The sequence below is a fragment of the Amycolatopsis sp. CB00013 genome (assembly GCF_001905755.1).
Classification (GTDB): Bacteria; Actinomycetota; Actinomycetes; order Mycobacteriales; family Pseudonocardiaceae; genus Amycolatopsis; species Amycolatopsis japonica.
The window spans coordinates 1-18,222 of the sequence record NZ_LIWC01000009.1 but is presented as its reverse complement, the minus strand read 5'-3'; the positions used below and the strand labels follow the sequence as shown (position 1 = coordinate 18,222).

The 18,222-nt window shown below is 68.4% G+C and carries 19 protein-coding genes; 10 read left to right on the top strand and 9 right to left on the bottom strand.

Annotated features, from left to right (window positions below; all coding sequences use genetic code 11):
* Positions 1-5 precede the first annotated feature (5 nt).
* A complete protein-coding gene (locus AMK34_RS41425; RefSeq protein WP_073849205.1) occupies positions 6-887 on the bottom strand; it encodes an SIS domain-containing protein in 882 nt (293 codons plus the stop codon).
* Between the two features lie 218 nt (positions 888-1,105).
* On the opposite strand from AMK34_RS41425, the gene AMK34_RS41420 reads away from it, so the two are divergent.
* The 3 genes from AMK34_RS41420 (at position 1,106) to AMK34_RS41410 (ending at position 3,708) form a co-directional block, all read left to right on the top strand.
* Complete coding sequence (locus tag AMK34_RS41420; protein WP_038511237.1) at positions 1,106-1,579, top strand: carboxymuconolactone decarboxylase family protein; 474 nt, start codon at positions 1,106-1,108, stop codon at positions 1,577-1,579.
* A gap of 99 nt (positions 1,580-1,678) precedes the next feature.
* Positions 1,679-2,128 carry a MoaF C-terminal domain-containing protein gene (locus tag AMK34_RS41415; protein ID WP_038511234.1) on the top strand — a complete coding sequence of 150 codons (450 nt, stop codon included), beginning with the start codon at positions 1,679-1,681 and terminating at the stop codon, positions 2,126-2,128.
* A 134-nt stretch (positions 2,129-2,262) separates the two neighbouring features.
* The gene (locus AMK34_RS41410) at positions 2,263-3,708 is read left to right on the top strand and encodes an APC family permease (protein ID WP_038511232.1); all 1,446 of its coding nucleotides are present in this window, start codon (positions 2,263-2,265) and stop codon (positions 3,706-3,708) included.
* Here the strand turns inward: AMK34_RS41410 and AMK34_RS41405 are convergent.
* Positions 3,688-4,437, bottom strand: coding sequence for a GntR family transcriptional regulator (locus AMK34_RS41405; RefSeq protein WP_073849204.1), 750 nt, complete (start codon positions 4,435-4,437; stop codon positions 3,688-3,690). The genes AMK34_RS41410 and AMK34_RS41405 overlap by 21 nt on opposite strands.
* Before the next feature lie 109 nt (positions 4,438-4,546).
* On the opposite strand from AMK34_RS41405, the gene AMK34_RS41400 reads away from it, so the two are divergent.
* A complete protein-coding gene (locus AMK34_RS41400; protein WP_038511227.1) occupies positions 4,547-5,416 on the top strand; it encodes a Cgl0159 family (beta/alpha)8-fold protein in 870 nt (289 codons plus the stop codon).
* A 20-nt stretch (positions 5,417-5,436) separates the two neighbouring features.
* Positions 5,437-6,921: a CoA-acylating methylmalonate-semialdehyde dehydrogenase gene (locus AMK34_RS41395; RefSeq protein ID WP_073849203.1), complete on the top strand. Its 1,485-nt coding sequence runs from the start codon at positions 5,437-5,439 to the stop codon at positions 6,919-6,921.
* A 76-nt stretch (positions 6,922-6,997) separates the two neighbouring features.
* Here AMK34_RS41395 and AMK34_RS41390 read toward each other — a convergent pair whose 3' ends face one another.
* The gene (locus tag AMK34_RS41390; RefSeq protein WP_073849202.1) at positions 6,998-8,386 is read right to left on the bottom strand and encodes an amino acid permease; all 1,389 of its coding nucleotides are present in this window, start codon (positions 8,384-8,386) and stop codon (positions 6,998-7,000) included.
* Between the two features lie 170 nt (positions 8,387-8,556).
* On the opposite strand from AMK34_RS41390, the gene AMK34_RS41385 reads away from it, so the two are divergent.
* From AMK34_RS41385 to AMK34_RS41375, 3 genes are read left to right on the top strand one after another with little or no spacing between them, the layout of a single operon-like run.
* Positions 8,557-9,462 carry a glutaminase gene (locus AMK34_RS41385; RefSeq protein ID WP_073849201.1) on the top strand — a complete coding sequence of 302 codons (906 nt, stop codon included), beginning with the start codon at positions 8,557-8,559 and terminating at the stop codon, positions 9,460-9,462.
* A 36-nt stretch (positions 9,463-9,498) separates the two neighbouring features.
* Positions 9,499-9,981, top strand: coding sequence for an MSMEG_6728 family protein (locus AMK34_RS41380; RefSeq protein ID WP_073849200.1), 483 nt, complete (start codon positions 9,499-9,501; stop codon positions 9,979-9,981).
* Complete coding sequence (locus AMK34_RS41375) at positions 9,978-10,187, top strand: DUF2945 domain-containing protein (RefSeq protein ID WP_073849199.1); 210 nt, start codon at positions 9,978-9,980, stop codon at positions 10,185-10,187. Before AMK34_RS41380 ends, AMK34_RS41375 begins: the two co-directional genes overlap by 4 nt.
* 6 nt (positions 10,188-10,193) lie before the next feature.
* On the opposite strand, the gene AMK34_RS41370 is transcribed toward AMK34_RS41375, so the two are convergent.
* Both AMK34_RS41370 and AMK34_RS41365 read right to left on the bottom strand, forming a co-directional pair.
* The gene (locus AMK34_RS41370; RefSeq protein ID WP_073849198.1) at positions 10,194-10,613 is read right to left on the bottom strand and encodes a hypothetical protein; all 420 of its coding nucleotides are present in this window, start codon (positions 10,611-10,613) and stop codon (positions 10,194-10,196) included.
* Between the two features lie 29 nt (positions 10,614-10,642).
* Entirely contained in the window at positions 10,643-11,500 is an 858-nt protein-coding gene (locus AMK34_RS41365) for a LysR substrate-binding domain-containing protein (RefSeq protein WP_073849197.1), read from the bottom strand.
* A gap of 82 nt (positions 11,501-11,582) precedes the next feature.
* Between AMK34_RS41365 and AMK34_RS41360 the strand changes: the two genes are divergently transcribed.
* A complete protein-coding gene (locus tag AMK34_RS41360) occupies positions 11,583-12,524 on the top strand; it encodes an MBL fold metallo-hydrolase (RefSeq protein ID WP_073849196.1) in 942 nt (313 codons plus the stop codon).
* Here the strand turns inward: AMK34_RS41360 and AMK34_RS43350 are convergent.
* From AMK34_RS43350 to AMK34_RS41345, 4 genes are all read right to left on the bottom strand, one after another.
* Entirely contained in the window at positions 12,471-12,647 is a 177-nt protein-coding gene (locus AMK34_RS43350) for a hypothetical protein (RefSeq protein ID WP_167551710.1), read from the bottom strand. The genes AMK34_RS41360 and AMK34_RS43350 overlap by 54 nt on opposite strands.
* Before the next feature lie 146 nt (positions 12,648-12,793).
* Positions 12,794-13,567 (bottom strand): hypothetical protein, encoded by a 774-nt coding sequence (locus AMK34_RS41355; RefSeq protein WP_038511210.1) that lies wholly within the window; start codon positions 13,565-13,567, stop codon positions 12,794-12,796.
* Positions 13,554-15,089, bottom strand: coding sequence for a vWA domain-containing protein (locus AMK34_RS41350; protein WP_073849195.1), 1,536 nt, complete (start codon positions 15,087-15,089; stop codon positions 13,554-13,556). The genes AMK34_RS41355 and AMK34_RS41350 overlap by 14 nt, the downstream gene beginning before the upstream one ends.
* A complete protein-coding gene (locus AMK34_RS41345) occupies positions 15,086-16,324 on the bottom strand; it encodes a hypothetical protein (protein ID WP_073849194.1) in 1,239 nt (412 codons plus the stop codon). The genes AMK34_RS41350 and AMK34_RS41345 overlap by 4 nt, the downstream gene beginning before the upstream one ends.
* Positions 16,325-16,494: 170 nt before the next feature.
* Between AMK34_RS41345 and AMK34_RS41340 the strand changes: the two genes are divergently transcribed.
* A complete protein-coding gene (locus AMK34_RS41340) occupies positions 16,495-18,150 on the top strand; it encodes a glutamate--tRNA ligase (protein WP_073849193.1) in 1,656 nt (551 codons plus the stop codon).
* Positions 18,151-18,222 lie beyond the last annotated feature (72 nt).

Below are 18,222 nucleotides of genomic sequence, written 5' to 3'. Positions count from 1 at the left end.
CTGCCTCAGGTCAGGACGACGGAACGAGTAAGACTGCGGGGGTTGTCCGGGTCGAGCCCCTTGCGGGCGGCGATCGCCCCGGCGACACGCTGCGCGCGGACCAAGTCCGCCAGCGGGTCCAGGCCGCTCTCGACGAACAGGCCGCCCGCACGGGCGACGTCGTCGGCCAGCCCCTCCGGCGCCTGCCCGAACATCCAGGTCACGCGGCCGGGTTCGCTGATGCTGATCGGCCCGTGCCGGTAGTCCCACGCCGGGTACGACTCCGTCCACAGCAGGCACGCCTCGCGGAACTTGAGCGCGGCCTCGTTCGCGATGCCGACGGACCAGCCGGTGCCGAGGAAGCTGAACTGCTCGGCGCCGATGAGCACGTCGGGCAGCGGTTCGGCGAGCACGCGCTCGGCCTGGTCGGCGACCGCGGTCAGGTCCTCGCCGAGGTGCGCGCGCAGCATCGCCAGCGCCGTCGTGGCGAAGCGGGTCTGCACGACCGAGCGCTCGTCGACGACGGACAGGTCGACGATCGTGTCCGCGGCGGCCTCGATCTCGCGGGGCACGCCGGTGATCGCGATGGTCGGCGTCCGGCCCCGCAGCTTCGCCAGAAGGGCGTGGACCTCGGTCGTCGTACCCGACCTGGTCAGCGCCACCACGTGGTCGTAACCGCGGCCGTCCGGGAACTCCGACGCGGCGAAGGCGTCGGTCTCGCCGAGCCCGGCGGACTCGCGAAGGACGGCGTACGCCTGGCCGATGAACCACGACGTGCCGCAGCCGACGATCGCGACCCGCGCGCCCGGCGGCGGCAGCAGCTCACTGTTCGCCGAGGCCAGCGCCGCCGCGTCCCGCCAGCGGCCGGGCTGGCTCGCGATCTCCGCCGCCATGAAGGTCCCGCTCATGAACTCCCCATCCGTGCCAGTTGTGCGCAATAGCTGTCACGTTAGGTGCAGTTTTGTGCAACGTCAATGCTCTGTTAGCGCACTTTCACGCATTTGATGCGTTCAGATGTGCGTGCTGGACGAGGCCTCGGCATGAGTGACCGGCGTCACCCTGAAAGCTGTCACAACCTCTCCGTCCGGCTCGTCATGTAGGCAGCAATCGACCGAGAGGGAAGATCATGGAACCGCGCGTCAACCTGTTCGAGAACGAAGTCATCCTCAAGTACGCCAAGCGTCTCGGCGCCGCGAACCGCCCGATCGAGGAGTCCTCGCTGCCGCACGCGACGCAGGAGCTGGTGAAGCTGCGCGCCAGCCAGATCAACGGCTGCGGCTTCTGCACCGACATGCACAGCAAGGACGCCGCGCACGCCGGCGAGACCTCGGTTCGGCTCAACCTGGTCGCCGCCTGGCGGGAGGCGAACGTGTTCACCGAGCCCGAGCGCGCGGCCCTCGCGCTCGCCGAGGAGGGCACCCGCATCGCCGACGCGCACCACGGCGTCAGCGACGACACCTGGGCGCAGGTGCGCAAGCACTACGACGACGAGCAGATCGGCGCCCTGATCGCGCTGGTCGCCACGATCAACGCGTACAACCGGCTCAACGTCATCGCCCGGACCCCGGCAGGCGACTACCAGCCCGGCATGTTCGACTGATCCTCGCGTTCATCGACAACAGCATCGCTTCGCCGGACAACGATCGAGGTGCGACGGGCTGCTAAACCTGCGGATACCAGCGATCCGGAGGTTCAGCCCGTGCAACTCGACGTCCGCTTCTTCCCCGTGACCGGCACCCATCGGCTCAGCACCGACCTCGTCGGGCTGCGCGCGAACTTCCACTACGGCTCGGGGAACGTGCTGGAGCAGCATTACGCGGACAGGACGACGATGATCTGGACCGGTGTCTCCGGCGATTTCGCCGGTGTCCGCCAGAAGGAATCGACACTGCGTGTCTTCGAAACCGGCCCGGCGCAGTATTTCGTCACCTGGTACGAATCCGGAACCGTCGCGACGGCCGCGCACGGCGAGATCTTCGACGGCGGTTATCCCATCGCGGTGATGGCCGACTTCGGCAAGTCGGTGGCCACGGCCGCTTATACGAATCCGCGCGAGGACGGCGGGCAGTACTTTCTCGTGGATCAGGCGACGATCGAGATCCTGGACAAGCCGCACGGATGGCCTTCCTTTCCCGAACCGCGGTCGTGAGTGGCGTTTCGGGTTAGAACCCGAAACGCCACTCACGACCAGGCGCTGCCGAACAAGCGCCGCGCGCGCAAAGGCAAAGCCCAAGCCCCCTTCCGCTCCCATACTGGCCGTCCAGCGGAGATGAGGAGCAGCGCATGAGCCGAGACGACACGTCGCTCGCCAAGAACGTCCTGGGCGTGCCAGGCATCGTCTTCCTCGTGCTCGCCGCGGTCGCGCCGCTGACCGGGATGATCGTGATCGCGGCCATCGGCATCGCGGTCGGGAACGGCGGCGGCATGGTCGCGGCGTTCCTGCTGGCGACGGTCGTCCTGCTGCTGTTCGCGGTCGGCTACGCGCAGATGTCGCGGGTCCTCACGAGCGCGGGCGGCTTTTACGCCTTCGTGGTCAAGGGATTGGGCCGGACACCGGGTCTCGTCGCCGGGTTCATCGCGATGCTCGGCTACAACTGTTTCGTCGCGGGAGCGATCGGGACGAGCGGATTCTTCACCTCCACGGCGATCGACGACGTCTTCGGCCTGAAACTCGATTGGCTGTTCTGGAGCGCACTTTCGGTCGCGCTGGTCCTCCTGCTCAGCCGTCGCGGGATCGCGGTCAGCGCGAAGGTGCTGGGCGCCTCGCTGATCCTCGAAGTGTCGATCCTGCTGATCATGGACTTCAGCGTGCTGTTCCGGCACGGCTTCTCGTTCGCCGCGTTCAGCCCGTCCGTGATGTTCCAAGGTGCCGGCGGGCTGGCGTTGTTGTTCGCCGCCAACGCTTTCATCGGTTTCGAGGCGACGGCGCTGTTCGGCGAGGAGGCCAGGGACCCCAAGCGGACGATCCCGCGGGCGACCTACATCGCCATCGGGTTCATCGGGGTGTTCGCCGCGTTCACGACCTGGGCCGTGGTCAGCGCGATCGGCGCCGAGCAGGCGCAGGACGTGGCCGCCGCGCATCTGTCGAGCGGGGATCTCGTGCTTTCGGTCGCCCAGGAGTATCTCGGCGGCCCGTTGACGAAGGTCATGTTGCTGCTTCTGGTGGTCAGCCTGTTCGCGGCGCTGCTGGCATTGCACAATTCGGCCACCCGCTATCTGTACGCGCTGGGCCGGGTCGGCGTGCTGCCGCGTGTGCTCGGCAAGACCAGCCCGCGCAACGGAGCGCCGCGCTACGCCTCGATCGTCCAGTTGCTCTTCGGGTCGGTGGTGGCGCTGGCGTTCCGCCTCGCCGGGCTCGACCCGGTCGCCGATCTCACCGCGAGCATGACCGGTTTCGGCACCCTCGGCATCCTCACCCTGCAGCTGTTCGCGGCCGTGGCGATCCTGGTCTACTTCCGCCGGACGCGGGACCGCCGGGTCGTGAAGACGCTGATCGCGCCCGGGCTTGGCGCGGTGGGCCTCGGGCTCATCGTGACGCTGGCGATCGTCAACTTCCCGACGCTCGCCGGGTCGAGCAACGGCGTCGTCCCGCTCCTGCCGTGGCTGCTCCTGGTGGTCGCGCTGGCCGGGCTCGCGCTCGCCGGCTGGCTGCGCCGGTTCCGTCCTTCGGTTTACGACGCGCTGGAGACCGACCTGGAACGCGAACCGTCAAACGTTGTTGGTCAGTGAGAGGTTGAACGAATAGCGCGAGGCGCGGTAGACGTGCCATCCGTATTCCACGACCTTGCCGGACTCGTCGTAGGTGGTGCGGCGCATGGTGAGCAGCGCCGCGCCCGGCTTCTCGTCGAGCAGTTCGGCGTCCTCCTCGGTCGCCTGCCGGGCGCCGACGTTCTGCTGGGCGGCGTGCAGCCGGACACCCGCCGAGCGCAGTAGCTGGTAGAGCCCCTTGTCCCGCAGTTCCTCGTCCGACGGATCGATGAGGCCGTCGGGCAGGTAGTTGTTCATGATCGCCAGCGGTTCGCCGCCGGTCGAGCGCACCCGCTTCAGCCGCCGGACGTGGGTCAGGCCCGGCGTTTCGAGCTGCTCGATCGCCTCGTCGCCCGCTGGCTCGACCTGGTTCACGAGGACGACGGATTCCGGCTTGTCCCCCAGCTCACTGAGGTCGTCGAAGAGGCTGCTCAAGCGCAGCGGCCGGGCGACCTTGGTGCGGACGACCTGCGTGCCGACACCCCGTTTGCGGACGAGCAGGCCCTGGTTGACCAGTGACTGGATCGCCTGACGGATGGTCGGCCGCGACAGGTGCAGCCGCGCCGCCAGGTCCAGCTCGTTGTCCAGCCGGGCGCCGTTGGGCAGCCTGCCGTCTTCGATGGCGGCGCCGATCTGCCGGGCGACCTGGGAGTACAGCGGTTCCGGGCCGTTCGGATCCACGACGATCTCGCCGGGCACCCAGGATTTCATGCGCGGAGCCTACCGCGCTCGACCACTATGACCTTATGTCCATATGTCTTGACAAAGTCTCCGAACGCTTGCGATGGTCGAAGGACCACGCGAGCCGGGAGGTACGAACGTGTCGGACACAGTGCGCCGGATAGCCGCCGCGAGGGTGCGGGATCCGGGAGCGATCGCCGTGGCCGCCGCCACCCGCGTCCGCGCGAAATCGCCGTTCAACGACAAGGGCCGCACGATGATCATCGCCGCGGACCATCCGGCTCGCGGCGCGAACGGCGTCGGCTCCGAACCGCTCGCGATGGCCGACCGCGGCGAACTGCTCGACCGCCTCGGCCTGGCGCTGGAACGCCCCGGGGTCACCGGCGTGCTGGCGACGCCGGACATCATCGACGATCTGCTGCTCCTCGGCGTGCTCGACGGCAAGACCGTCATCGGCTCGATGAACCGCACCGGACTGGCGGGATCGAGTTTCGAGATCGACGACCGGTTCGCCTGCTACGACGCCGAAACGATCGAACGGATGCGTTTCGACGGCGGCAAGACGCTCACCAGGATCTGCCTGACCGATCCGGCGACGCCGAGCGTTCTCGAGAACACCGCGAAGGCGGTCAACGACCTGGCCGACCGCAAGCTGATCGCGATGGTCGAGCCGTTCCTCTCGGACTGGGTCGACGGTCGTCTCCGCAACGACCTCTCCCCCGACGCCGTGATCCGCTCGATCACCATCGCCTCCGCCCTCGGCCGCACGTCGGCTTACACCTGGCTGAAGCTCCCGGTGGTGAAGGACATGGAGCGCGTGCTGGCCGCCTCGACCTTGCCCGCCGTCCTGCTCGGCGGAGAGGTCAAGGACCCCGACGCCGCGTTCGCCGCCTGGCAGCGGGCGCTCGCGCTGCCGACCGTGCAGGGCCTCGTGGTCGGACGATCCCTGCTCTACCCGCACGACGGCGACGTCGCCAAGGCCGTCGACACGGCCGTCGGACTGCTGTGAACACCTGTGGAGGACAACGCGTGAAGACCATCGACCACTGGATCAACGGCGCCGCGACCACGGCGGGCTCCATCCGCACGGCCCCGGTGTACGACCCGGCCGTCGGGCACGCACGGGCGGAGGTGCTGCTCGCGGAACCGTCCGATGTGGACACCGCGGTGGCCGCCGCGGCCAAGGCGTTCGAGGCGTGGGGCGATTCCTCGCTGTCGCAGCGGACGAAGGTGATGTTCGCCTTCCGCGAGCTGCTGGTGAAGCACGAGGACGAACTCGCCAGGATCATCTCCGCCGAACACGGCAAGGTGATCGACGACGCGCGCGGCGAGATCGTCCGCGGCCGCGAGATCGTCGAATACGCCTGCGGGATCGCCGACGCGCTGAAAGGCGGCTTCTCCGACCAGGTCTCGCGGGACGTGGACGTGCACGACTTCCGGCAGCCGCTCGGCGTCGTCGCCGGGATCACGCCGTTCAACTTCCCGATCATGGTGCCGTTGTGGATGCACCCGATCGCCATCGCGGCGGGCAACACGTTCGTCCTCAAGCCGAGCGAGCGGGTCCCGTCCGCGTCCCGGCTGGTCGCCGAACTGTATGCCGAGGCGGGGCTGCCCGACGGCGTGTTCAACGTGGTCAACGGGGACAAGGTCGCGGTCGACGCGATCCTGGAGCACCCCGGCATCGACGCCGTGTCGTTCGTCGGGTCGACCCCGATCGCCAAGTACGTCCACGAACGCGCGACGGCCACCGGCAAACGCGTGCAGGCGCTGGGCGGGGCCAAGAACCACGCCGTCGTCCTGCCCGACGCCGATCTGGAGTACGCCGCGAACCACCTCACGGCGGCCGCGTTCGGTTCGGCAGGGCAGCGTTGCATGGCGATCTCCATCGGTGTCGCCGTGGGGTCGGCCGGGGACGGGCTGATCGAGATCCTCGAGCGCAAGGCCGCCGAGATCAAGGTCGGGCCCGGCCACGAGGCGGGCAACGACATGGGACCGGTGGTCACGGAGGCCGCGCGGCGGCGGGTGATCGACTCCGTCGCCCTCGGGGCGGAGCAGGGCGCGACCGTGGTCGTCGACGGGCGGGAGCTGCGGGTCGCCGGGCACGAGGACGGGTTCTTCGTCGGACCGTCCCTTTTGGACCACGTGACCACCGAGATGGCCGCCTACCGCGACGAGATCTTCGGGCCGGTGCTCGGGATCGTCCGGGTGTCCACACTGGACGAAGCGATCGCGCTGATCAACGCGAACCCGTACGGCAACGGGACCGCGGTCTTCACCGGCAGCGGCGAGGCGGCGCGGCGGTTCCAGCGGGAGGTGAAGGTCGGGATGATCGGGGTGAACGTGCCCATCCCGGTGCCGATGTCGTACTACTCCTTCGGCGGGTGGAAGGACTCCCTCATCGGGGACAGCCCGATCCACGGGCCGGCCGGGGTGCGGTTCTACACGCGGGCGAAGGTCGTCACCACGCGGTGGCCGCACTCCACCGCCGGTTTCCACTTCCCGACGTCCAGCTGAACGCCCGCGTTTCGTCCTCTGATTGCTGTAGTTGCACACGCAAGGACCGCAACTAGAGGACGAAACGCGAGAGGGGTCAGCCCACCTCGTGCCGTTGCCGTTTCCCGACGATCCGCCAGCCGACCGCCAGCACCACGACCAGCACCGGGATCGAGTAGAAGGCGATCTTCTCGGCGCCGTCGGAGAAGCCCATCAAGACCACCACCAACGCGAGGAAGCCGAGCGTCGCCCAGCCGCTGTAGGGCGCCCACGGCATCCGGTAGGACGGCCGTTCCAGCTCACCGCGCAGCGCCGCCTGGCGCAGCCGCAGCTGGCAGAAGATCAGCGTCGCCCAGGTGGTGATCACGCCGAGCGAGGCGATGGCGATCGCGATGTCGAAGGCGTCCTTCGGCACCAGGTAGTTGAGCACCACACCCAGCACGTAGGCGCCGGACGTGAAGAGGATGCCGCCGTAGGGCACATGGCGACTGCTCATCCGGCCGACGAACTTCGGCGCCTCGCCCTTGTCCGCGAGCGCCCGCAGGATGCGGCCGGTCGAATAGAGCCCGGAGTTGCAGCTCGACAACGCGGCGGTGAGCACGACGGCGTTCATCACGTCACCGATCCCCGGGATCCCGAGGCGGGTGAACACGGTGACGAACGGGCTCTCGCCGCCGTTGTAGAACGGCCACGGCAGGAGCATCGCCAGCAGCAGCACGGAACCCACGTAGAACACGCCGATCCGCCAGACGACACCGTTGATCGCCTTCGGCAGCACCTTGCGGGCGTCCTTGGTCTCGCCGGCGGCGATGCCGACGACCTCGATCGCCGAGTACGCGAAGATGACCGCCTGCAGGGTCATCAGCGCGATGCCGACACCGGCCGGGAAGAATCCACTGTGGGCGGTCAGGTTGTGCACGCCCGCGGTGGTTCCGCCGATGTCGGCGCTGGTGAGCACCAGCCCGAGGGCGGTGACCAGGAAGACGACGATGGCCAGCACCTTGACCACCGAGAACCAGAATTCCAGCTCGCCGAACAGTTTCACCGAAAGCAGGTTCACCGCCAGCAGGACGCCGAGCGCGACCAGCGCGGTGATCCACTGCGGCACGTCGGGCAGCCATTTGTGCACGTAGATCGCCACCGCGGTGATCTCCGCGATACCGGTCATGGCCCAGTTCACCCAGTACATCCAGCCGGAGGCGAAACCCGCCCACGGCCCGATGAACTTGCGGGCGTAGGTGACGAAACTGCCGGAGGACGGCTCGTGGAGCACGAGCTCACCGAGGGCGCGCATCACGAAGTACGCGGCGATACCGCAGAGCGCGTACGACAGGACCAGCGACGGCCCGACCTGGTGGAGCTTGCCACCGGCACCGAGGAACAGCCCGACGCCGATCGCGCCGCCGATGGCGATCATCTGCACTTGGCGGTTGCCCAGTGCTTTTGAATAGCTTTCACCTTTTTCGGTGAGCAGCGAGGAATCCATGGTTGCCAGACGCTAGAGCGTGTGCGGCACGTCACCAACATTGCTAAGGAAGACTTAAGGTGTGCGGGACGTCACTCTGGCGGTTTAACGGGAATTTCCTTTTTCGATTTGACAAATTCACCCGCGAACCCCGATCGTCGCGCGCGAAGGAGCGCTTCTACGCTACGGCCGTGGACCTCGCAGCGCTGCTGGACCGGATCGCCGACGACGTCGCGCCGGAGATCGGCCGCGGCTCCGTCGCGGACTACATCCCCGCCCTGGCCAGGGTCGAACCCGGCCGGTTCGGCATGGCGGTGGCCGAAGTGGACGGTGGGCTCCACGGGGTCGGCGACTGGCGAGTGCCGTTCTCCATCCAGAGCATGTCGAAGGTCTTCACCTTGGCGCTCGCGCTCTCCCACGGCGACGGCGTGTGGGAACGGGTGGGCCGCGAGCCGTCCGGAAACCCGTTCAACTCGCTGGTCCAGCTCGAGAACGAGGACGGAATCCCCCGCAATCCGTTCATCAACGCCGGTGCCCTCGTGGTGACCGACGAATTGGCGCACCACGGCGACGCGGCGGAAACCCTGCTTCGGTTCCTCCAGGAGGAAAGCGGGCGCGCCGGCATCGGGATCGACGCCGAGGTCGCCGCGTCGGAGGCCGCGCACGCCGATCGCAATCGCGCCCTCGCGTATTTCATGGCGTCGTACCGGAACATGCGTCATCCGGTGCCCGCCGTCCTCGACCAGTACGTGCGCCAGTGCTCGATCGCGATGAGCTGTGGCGACGTCGCGCGGGCGGCGGTGTTCCTCGCCCGCCACGGCGTGCGCAACGACGGCAGCCGCCTGCTCGAACAGAGCGCCGCCAAGCGGGTCAACGCGGTGATGCTGACCTGCGGCACCTACGACGCGGCCGGCGAATTCGCCTACCGTGTCGGGCTTCCGGGCAAGAGCGGGGTCGGCGGCGGCATCGTCGCGATCGTCCCCGGCCGGTGCGCGATCTGCGTCTGGAGCCCCGGCCTGGACCCGCGCGGCAACTCCGTCGCGGGTGTCGCGGCGCTGGACCGGTTCACCACCCTGACCGGCTGGTCGATCTTCTGAGCGGTTTGGATCCGCGCCGACGGGGAAGCCGCCGGTGTGCAGACGTTTCTCCCGTGCGCTGATTTCCGGGCCTCCGCTTCCGTCCTCGACCAGCGGAGGCTCGGGAAACAGCGGGTCGAGACCATCCAGGTACTGCGCGCGCTGACGGTGCCGGGATACGGCTGGCGGCATCACCCGGCCGCGGCGATGTGGGCGGGCTACGAGGAGGCGCTCGTCCGATACGGCTTCGACATCTGCGACGTCTGGTGCGAGACCGGCCGTCAGGACACCTGCCGCGAAACACTGCGGCTCGACCTGCTCCGCGCCACCGGACTCGACGAGGTCCGCACCCAGGACCGGCTCGCCGACGCGAAGGAACTGCCGCCCTGGCTCGGCGACGCGGATTTCCACCGCAGCCATCGGTCCGCGCTCGTCCGCAAGGAGCCGGGGCACTACCGCGCGAGTTTCCCGGACGTGCCCGACGACCTGCCCTACGTCTGGCCGGCGTCGGACCGTCCACGACGAGAAGGAGTGCGATGAGCAAGCGATTCCGCAAAGGCGACAAGGTCCGTTGGAACAGCCACGGCGGGCAGGCCGAAGGCGAAGTCCTGGAGGAGATCACTTCCGACACCGAAGCGGGCGGCCGCACCGTTCGCGCGTCCGAGGAGGAACCGCAGTACCTCGTCCGCAGCGACAAGAGCGGTGGCGAAGCGGTCCACAAGCCCGAGGCACTGGAGAAGCTGTGAGCGGAGTCAGCCGCTCGAAGGCCGCCCCATCTCGTGTCCCGGCCGTCCCTCGGTCCGCCGCCGGCGTTTGATCCGTTCTTCGTGCAGGTGCCGCCGCCCGCCGGTCAGGGCACCGGTGACGTCGCGCGCCATGTCGCGGTACGCCGCGTAGTAGCCCTCGTCGTACTCCTCGATCAGCTGGAATGTCCACCGCTCCGGCAGCACGTTGAGCCCGACAAGTTCGGTCTGGATCCGCTCCGCCCACTCGGCGTGCCCGGCCTTCCGGAGGGCTTCGACGGCCTCGCCGAGCGCGAAGTCGGCGGTTCCGGTGAGGTGGTGGAAGGCGTACAGGTGGCCACGCGCCTGTTCGACCGTTTCGAGGGCGAAGGTCAGCTTCCCGACGGCGTCGACGGTCGCCTCGTCGGGTTCTGAAGATAAGTCCGGCATGCCGGGGAAATGCCCCCGCGCCGTCACTTTCACACCCCGTCGGCCGCGATCCGCGCGAAGGAGCGGATCAGCGGGTTCTCCCGTTCGGTCACCCACGCGACGACCAGCGGGCTCGGTGGCATGTCGGCCAGCGGTACCCAGGTGAGGCCGTCCGGCAGGGCGTGCCCGAGCGGTGCGATCCCCGCCGATCCGTTCCACAGGACGGCTTGGAGGCATTCGCCGACCGTGCGCACCACCGGTCCGGACGGCCGCTCGCCCACTGGCGCCGCCCCGTTCCAGTACTCGCGCCACAGTGGATCCGTGCCCTCCGGCAGCTGGAACCACGGCCGATCGGCGACGTCGGCCAGCCGCAGTGTCGCGCGATCGGCGAGCGGGTCGCCGGTGCGCAGTACCAGCCCGACCGGATCCGAACGCAGGACTCGCACGGTGAGGCCGGTTTCGTCGAACGGCGAGCGGGTCAGCGCGACGTCGGCCAGCCCGGCGCGCAGGCCGGTGGTGGGGTCGGTGAAATCCGCCTCACGGAAGCGGATCGAGACTTCGGGATGCCGACGCCGGAACGCCGCGGCCAGGCGGGTGCCCGCCTCCCCCGCGCCGTCGGCCAGGGTGCCGACGGTGAGCGTCGCGGGGCCCGCCGTCTCGATCACCCGGGCGCGGGCGCGTTCGGCCTGGTCCAGCAGGGTGCGGGCCTCGGCGTACAGGGTGGTCCCGGCCGCGGTGGGCTCGACGCCGGCGGCCGACCGAAGCAGCAGGACCACCCCCAGGTCGTTCTCCAGCTGCCGGATGGCCCGGCTCAGCGGCGGCTGGGTCATGTGCAGCCGCGCGGCGGCCCGGCCGAAGTGCCGCTCCTCGGCGACGGCCACGAAGTAGCGCAACAAACGAAGCTCCATCACCAGCGATGATACCCATCAGGTATCGGCACATGGAGATCGGTCTTGGACGGCGCCCGAAGGCCGGCACGACAGTGGGGTCATGCCCTTCGAACCACTCACCCACGAACCCGCCGTCGACCCCGCCCAGGCCAGGGAGATCGCCCGCGACGTCGTGGTGATCCCGAATCTCGGCGTCGACCTCGTCCCCAACATCGGCGTCATCGGCGGCTCGCATTCGGTGCTCGTCGTCGACACGGGACTCGGTCCTCGCAGCGCCGAGAAGGTGCTCGCCTTCGCGGCCGAACACGCCCGCGGCCGCAGGCTGTACCTGACCACGACGCATTTCCACCCCGAGCACGCTTTCGGCGCACAGGTCTTCGCGGACGAGGCGACCTATCTCGTCAACAGCGCCCAAGCCGCGGACCTGGTCCACAAAGGACCGGGCTACCTCGAGATGTTCCGCGACCTCGGCACCCCGGTCGCACGGGCGCTGGACGGCGTCGACCTCGTCACCCCCGACGTGGTCTACGACGAGGAGTACGACCTCGACCTCGGCGGGCGGGTCGTGCGCCTGGCGGCCACCGGACGCGCCCACAGCAAGGGCGATCAGGTGGTGACCGTGCCGGACGCGGGCGTGCTGTTCACCGGGGACCTGGTCGAGACCGGCCAGTTCTCGATCTTCCCGTGGTTCCCGCCGTACGACACCGATGTCTCGGGACCGCGCTGGATCGAAGTGCTGGGACGGCTGGCCGCCGCCGGACCGGACCTCGTCGTCCCTGGCCACGGCGACGTCTCCGGACGCCGGATCCTGACCGACGTCCGCGAGTACCTCGAACTGCTGCGCGACGAAACGTGGAAGCGGCGCGACTCGGCGCTCCCCGAAGAGTCCATCGCCGCGGAGGTCGAAGCGCTGATGATCGAACGCCACCCCGAGTGGGAGGGCCGGGAGTGGATCACGAAGGGCGTCGGTTGCTTCTGCGCCGACCACTCAGGCCATGAGGCAGCAGGCACCGGTGAAGCAGCCGAAGGCGCCTCCGCTTGACGCGTTCTTCCAGTTGTCGAAGCGGTCGATCACGAGTTCGACCTCGGCCTGCCCGGCCACGGTGACATCGATGGCGGAGTCGGCGAAGAAGCTGCGGATATCGTCGGCAACGGTGCTCTTCATGGAAGATCTCCCTCGAACCTGCGGTGTTGGATACCGAAATCGTGCAGGTTCGGGCCCCGGTGTCGACAGTGCGAAGCGCCACGGACGACGTGTGGCTTTCGACTGCTCCACTCGCGTCAACCGGCTGACGCGAGTGGAGCAGCCGGTCACTTGAAGATCGCGATGGGATGGACGACGAGTTCCCCGGTTTCGGGGTCCCAGTCCTCGACCTTGCCGAGGCAGCGCGCCCGGAACGCGCCGGTGGGCGCGGAGTCCCGCAGATCGCTGGTCACGCAGGTGAACCGGATCCGCCTGCTCCGCTCCGGATCGTCCGGATTCCCGTACGGCGCCACGAAAACCGTCTCGGTGTCGGTCTGGGAGCGTTTACGGAACAGGCCCTTCACGGAGATGAACGCCTCGACGCCGCGCAACCTGGTTTTGACCTGCCGGGTGCTCTCGGGACCGTCGGCCCAGCCGAGTTCCTTCACCAGAGCCCGGTTGTGGGCCAGTTCCTGCTTCGTCAAATCGACGTAGATGATGTCGTGGTGCTTCTCCAGCACCTTCGTCACGATGCCGATCACCGTGATCGGTTCGGCCTTGCGGATGTACCGCCGGAACTCCTCGTCGGTGTCGGTGCGCTCCGATTCTCCTTTCAGTGGGCCGAATCCGCCCGAACCCCAGAACCGCCAGCCCCGGCTCTTCCGTTTCTCGACCTCCTGCTCCAGCGCCTCGTTGTAGCGATGCAACTGGTAGAGGCCCATCACGGATTTCGTGTGCAGGTAGAAGCCGATTCCCCGGATCATGCCCTGATCGCCGTCGGACCGCGCACGGCGCCAGTGCTTCACGAAAACGACGATCGCGACGAGGAAGGCGATCACGGTCAGCACCCAGACCGCGAGCCACAGTCCCCAGACGTCCCACCACAGATTATCGGCAGCCACGGATCTCCTTGAAGGCGTCGAGCAGCGATGTCGTGTTCGCGTCGACCATCCGGCCACCGGTGGCCACGGCCGCGCGCTCCAACTCGGCGGGGTTCGCCTCGCCGAACCGGATGGTGTACGTGTGCACGCCCGGATCCCTTGGCGCGCGCAGGAATTCTTCGATACCGGGTCCGGTGTTGCTCTCCCCGTCGGTCATCAGCACGATCGAGACGTCTCCGCCGGGCTCGGCGCCACGATGGATACCCGCCTTCGTGTACGCCTCGCCGAGCGCGGACCAGACCGCGGTGTTGCCGTCGAACTCGTCGGCCGCGATGAAGGCCCGCAGCGCGTCGAGATCACTGGGCCCTTCGATGGTGAACTCCTTGTCCCCCAGTATCTTCCCGCCGAACCGGAGGACCGTGAGGCGCTCGCCGCGGTAGAAGCGGTCGAAGCCTCCGTCCGGACCACCGCTCAGCCCGGCGAAGGTCGCGCGGAGCGCGGCGATCCGCGGCCCCTTCATCGAACCGGAGAAGTCCAGCACGAAGATCACACGCCCCGGCGCGCGGGAAGCGGACGCCGCGTAGTCGTCGAGGAGTTTGTCCACGACGGCCTGTTCGTCCGGGAAGTACAGCGAGTTCCCGATCGAGGCCGGCAGCCTCGGATCGAGCCCCACCTCGCCGGTGATCGGACGGCGAAGGGTCCGCTCCATCAGTTTCTTCTGCGTCGCCGGGCTTCTGAGCCAGGAGACGACCTTGTCGTACGCCTCCCGTTCGGCCGGGTCCAGCAGCAGGACCGGGTAGTCGGACTGGACGATGCCGTCACGCGGATACACCAGTTCCAACGGGGTCTTGAGCCTGCCGCTCGCGTTCAGGGAGAGCAAGGTGGACTCGTACCCGATGATCGCGTCCACGTCCTGGCGCTCGGCGAACCGATCGGCCACGGCGGCCGAAGTGTCCGCCGTCAGCGTGTGCCCGGTGCGGAAGCCCTGGAGTTTGTCGCATTTCACGTCCTGGAGGCGCAGCGCGGCGCCGGTGCCCGCGGCGGCCGTCGCCACCCCGACGAGTGAGGTGAGCCCGCTGGTCGATTTGGCCGGATCCGCCATCGCGAACCGGAAGCCACCGCCGGCCGCCGCGTCCGCCAGATCCGCCCACGAGAGCTTGCCGTCCGGTTTGCCTCGGCGCAGTTCCGCCGCCTTCGCCGGGGTGATCCCGACGATGACCGGCGACACCATGGTCTTGGTCGCGAGCGGCCGTTCCCCCTTGTCCCCCGACTGCCGGTGTTTGAGCTGGAAATACCGGTCGGTGGAAAGCCAGGCGAGATCGTGCGTGGCCTTTCCCGGGGTGAGGGAGGCGGCGGCGTCGATCGTTCCCCGGAAATCCATTTCCAGTTCGATTCCCGTTTCCGCGCGAAGGTCGTCGAGAATCGGCCCGAGATCGGCCAGCTCCGAACTGGCCAGCACGCGCAGCTTCACCTTCTGTCCGCCGCTCGTACAGGCGGCGACCACCAGGAGCAGGCAGCACAGGATCGCGAGGAGCCGCTTCACGGGCAGTCCCCCACCGTTTTGATCATCTCTTCCAGCACCGGGTTGTCCGGCAACGGCGTGGTGCTGTCGTCGGCGGCGATCTCCGGCGCGGGCAGCCCCTGTTCGCGGAGGAACTCGTACAGCCGCGCGCTTTTCGTGCTGCCCGCGGGGGTCGCGACGCCGAAGCCGAGCTCCATCGCGCGGCGCTGCAGCTCCGGATCGAACGTGATCAGCTCGCCGAGCCGTTCCGCTTCCGGTTTGAGCGCCAGGAACTGGGGTTTCGTCAGGATGTCGTCCTTCGGGTACAGCAGGACCCGGTCGTGGTCCGGTCGCCCGCTCTGTGCCTTGGCCCGCAACTGCATGGCGAGATACTGATGTTCGTAGATGACGACGATCGGCTTGTCCCCCTCGGCCAGATTCGCGTACGACTCCGACAGATCCGCCGACGGGAAACCTTGTGCCGCCACGAGCGGTTTGACCCGGTTGGCCAGTTCCTTCGCGGCCGTGAGGTTCGGCGGCCCCGCGGGAGCCCCGGCCGGACGCGGATCGACGACCGGGACCTGACGGCCGTTCTCCAGGAACGCCAGCAGGATCAGGTACGTCGCGCCCGAGTTGGAGTCGCAGATGTTCGAGGTCTGGGCGAGCACCCTGTTCCCGTTTTCCGCGCCGAAGCGCCTGATGCCGAGCGAGTCCCAGGTCTGTCCCTTTCGCAGGGTTTCGATGAACTTCTCGGTGTCCAGCGTGTAGTACAGCGGCTCCTGTTCGCCCGCTGGTTTCGTGGCGATCTGGTTGCTCGCCAGCGTTTCCGCGTAGCGGCGATACGTGGCGAGGACGATCGGGCTGGTGAACGGCTGCCGCGCGCTGCCCGTCCATTGGTCGGCCCTCGACCGCCGGACGAGACTCGCGGCGGGCTCGCCCGACATGAACACGAAGTCGTACTGGCTGAGGTCGTGGGTGGCGACGTCCCGCGAGCCCGCCCTGGTCACGTGGACGCGGATGTGGTGGCGCATCAGGATTTCCTGGATCTTCGCGTCCTCGAAGAGATCCGATTTGGAGCCCATCTTGCCGCGCAGGACGAGCGTCTGCTGGAACGGCACCACGATCGTCCCGCTCATGAGCAGGGCGATCAGGCCGGTGACGGCCAGGGCCAGCGCGGGCCCGAAAGTGCGGAGAAAGCGACGGCGCAGAAAGAACGCCGAGGGTTTCGGTCGGATGGTGAGCTGGGGTTCTTCACGAAGCGAGCTATCGGTGGTCACCGATTTCCTCCCCGAATGTCCGGCAAGCCCATTTTACCGGGGAGCACCGACGGAAAAGCACGTCTCGATCCGGCTTCGGGACCACCCTCACCAGGCCCGGAGGCCGGACGGTTAGGCTCTTCGGTGGCGAAAACCGCCATGCACCACGACGCCGGGAGATCTGAACCGCCATGCTGGACCGAGCAGTCATCGACGCCCTCTTCCCCGCCGACCTGCCCGAGCCCGAGCACTGGGAACAGCGTTACCCCGCCCGCGAGCTGCCCGAGGGCGCCCTGGTCACCCGGTTCGGCCCCTCGCCGACCGGGTTCGTCCACATCGGCGGGGTCTACGTCGCCACCATCGACCAGGACGTCGCCCGCCGCAGCGGCGGCCGCTACCTCGTCCGGGTCGAGGACACCGACCGCTCCCGCGAGGTCGAAGGCGCCATCGAGCAGTTCGAGCGCGGTTTCGCCTACTTCGACCTCGCCGCCGACGAGGACATCCACCGCGGTGGCGACTACGGCCCGTACCAGCAGTCCGAGCGCGAGCAGATCTACCTGACCTACGTCCGCCACCTGCTCCGCTCCGGCCGCGCGTACCTCGACTTCGCCACGAAGGACGAGCTGGCGGCGATCACCGCCCGGCAGCAGGCGACGAAGCTGCCGACCGGCTACTACGGCTCGTGGGCCATCTGGCGCGACGCCGACCCCGCCGACGTCCAGGCCAAGCTCGACGCAGGCGACCCGTACGTCGTGCGGTTCCGCGCGCCGGACGACACCGGCGCCCGCGCCCGGTTCACCGACGCCATCCGCGGCCCGCTGGAGGCCGAGGCCAACCGCAACGACGTCGTCATCCTCAAGAGCTCCGACCAGAGCCCCCGGCTGCCGACCTACCACTTCGCGCACGCCGTCGACGATCACCTCATGCGGGTCAACCTGGTCATCCGCGGCGACGAGTGGATCTCGTCGGTGCCGGTGCACCAGCAGCTGTTCGACGCGCTCGGCTTCGAGCCGATCACGTACGCGCACATCGCGCCGCTGATGAAGCAGGAAGGCGGCAGCAAGCGCAAGCTGTCGAAGCGCAAGGACCCGGAAGCGAGCGTCGACTTCTACATCGAGTCCGGCTACCCGACCAAGGCCGTCCTGTACTACCTGCGCGGCCTGGCCAACGGCCGTCTCGCCGAGATGCCGCTCGACCAGGCGCTGGCCGAGCCGATCAACCTCGACGAATGCGGGGTCGCCGGCCCGTTGGTCGATCTGGTCAAACTCGACGACATCTCGGCCGACCACATCGCCACGCTGACCGGCGCCGAGATCCTCGAGGAGGTCCGGGGCTGGGCGGAGCGGTTCGACCCCGAGCTGCGGACCGTCCTCGACGCCGAGCCGGACCTCGCGCTCCGTGCGCTCGCCGTCGAACGTGACGGCGCCGAGAACCCGCGCAAGGACCTGAAGAAGTGGAGCGAGTTCCGCGCCGTCTACGGCTTCTTCTTCCCGCAGCTGCACGCCGCCGTCGCGAGCCCCGACGACGAGCGGATCACCGCGCTCGGCGTCGACCGCGCGGTCGTCCAGGCCGTGGCGCGGGACTTCGTCGAGAACTACCAGCAGCTCGACGACGGCCAGGAGTGGTTCCAGCAGATCCGCGACGTGGCCGCGAAGCACGGCTTCGCGAAGAACGCCAAGGAGTTCAAGAAGAACCCCGAAGGCTTCCCGGGCTCCATCCGCGAGGCCTCGCAGATCATCCGGATCGCGATCACGGGCTCGACCCGGAGCCCGGACCTGCACTCGATCACCCAGGCGCTGGGACGCGAGGAGACGCTGGGCCGGTTCGCCGGCCTCGTTGCCGAGTGACCGTTGGCCGCAGGTCCGTGAAGACATCCCTGGGTTTTGTGTGTCAAGCGGCGATGGTGTTGTGGTGGGCCC

Bases quoted from the DNA above. Each gene is read 5' to 3' on its own strand.
- AMK34_RS41425 (WP_073849205.1), bottom strand. From the start codon at position 887: ATGAGCGGGACCTTCATGGCGGCGGAGATCGCGAGCCAGCCCGGCCGC.
- AMK34_RS41410 (WP_038511232.1), top strand. From the start codon at position 2,263: ATGAGCCGAGACGACACGTCGCTCGCCAAGAACGTCCTGGGCGTGCCA.
- AMK34_RS41420 (WP_038511237.1), top strand. From the start codon at position 1,106: ATGGAACCGCGCGTCAACCTGTTCGAGAACGAAGTCATCCTCAAGTAC.
- AMK34_RS41375 (WP_073849199.1), top strand. From the start codon at position 9,978: ATGAGCAAGCGATTCCGCAAAGGCGACAAGGTCCGTTGGAACAGCCAC.
- AMK34_RS41360 (WP_073849196.1), top strand. From the start codon at position 11,583: ATGCCCTTCGAACCACTCACCCACGAACCCGCCGTCGACCCCGCCCAG.
- AMK34_RS41340 (WP_073849193.1), top strand. From the start codon at position 16,495: ATGCTGGACCGAGCAGTCATCGACGCCCTCTTCCCCGCCGACCTGCCC.
- AMK34_RS41365 (WP_073849197.1), bottom strand. From the start codon at position 11,500: ATGGAGCTTCGTTTGTTGCGCTACTTCGTGGCCGTCGCCGAGGAGCGG.
- AMK34_RS41370 (WP_073849198.1), bottom strand. From the start codon at position 10,613: ATGCCGGACTTATCTTCAGAACCCGACGAGGCGACCGTCGACGCCGTC.
- AMK34_RS41405 (WP_073849204.1), bottom strand. From the start codon at position 4,437: ATGAAATCCTGGGTGCCCGGCGAGATCGTCGTGGATCCGAACGGCCCG.
- AMK34_RS43350 (WP_167551710.1), bottom strand. From the start codon at position 12,647: ATGAAGAGCACCGTTGCCGACGATATCCGCAGCTTCTTCGCCGACTCC.
- AMK34_RS41390 (WP_073849202.1), bottom strand. From the start codon at position 8,386: ATGGATTCCTCGCTGCTCACCGAAAAAGGTGAAAGCTATTCAAAAGCA.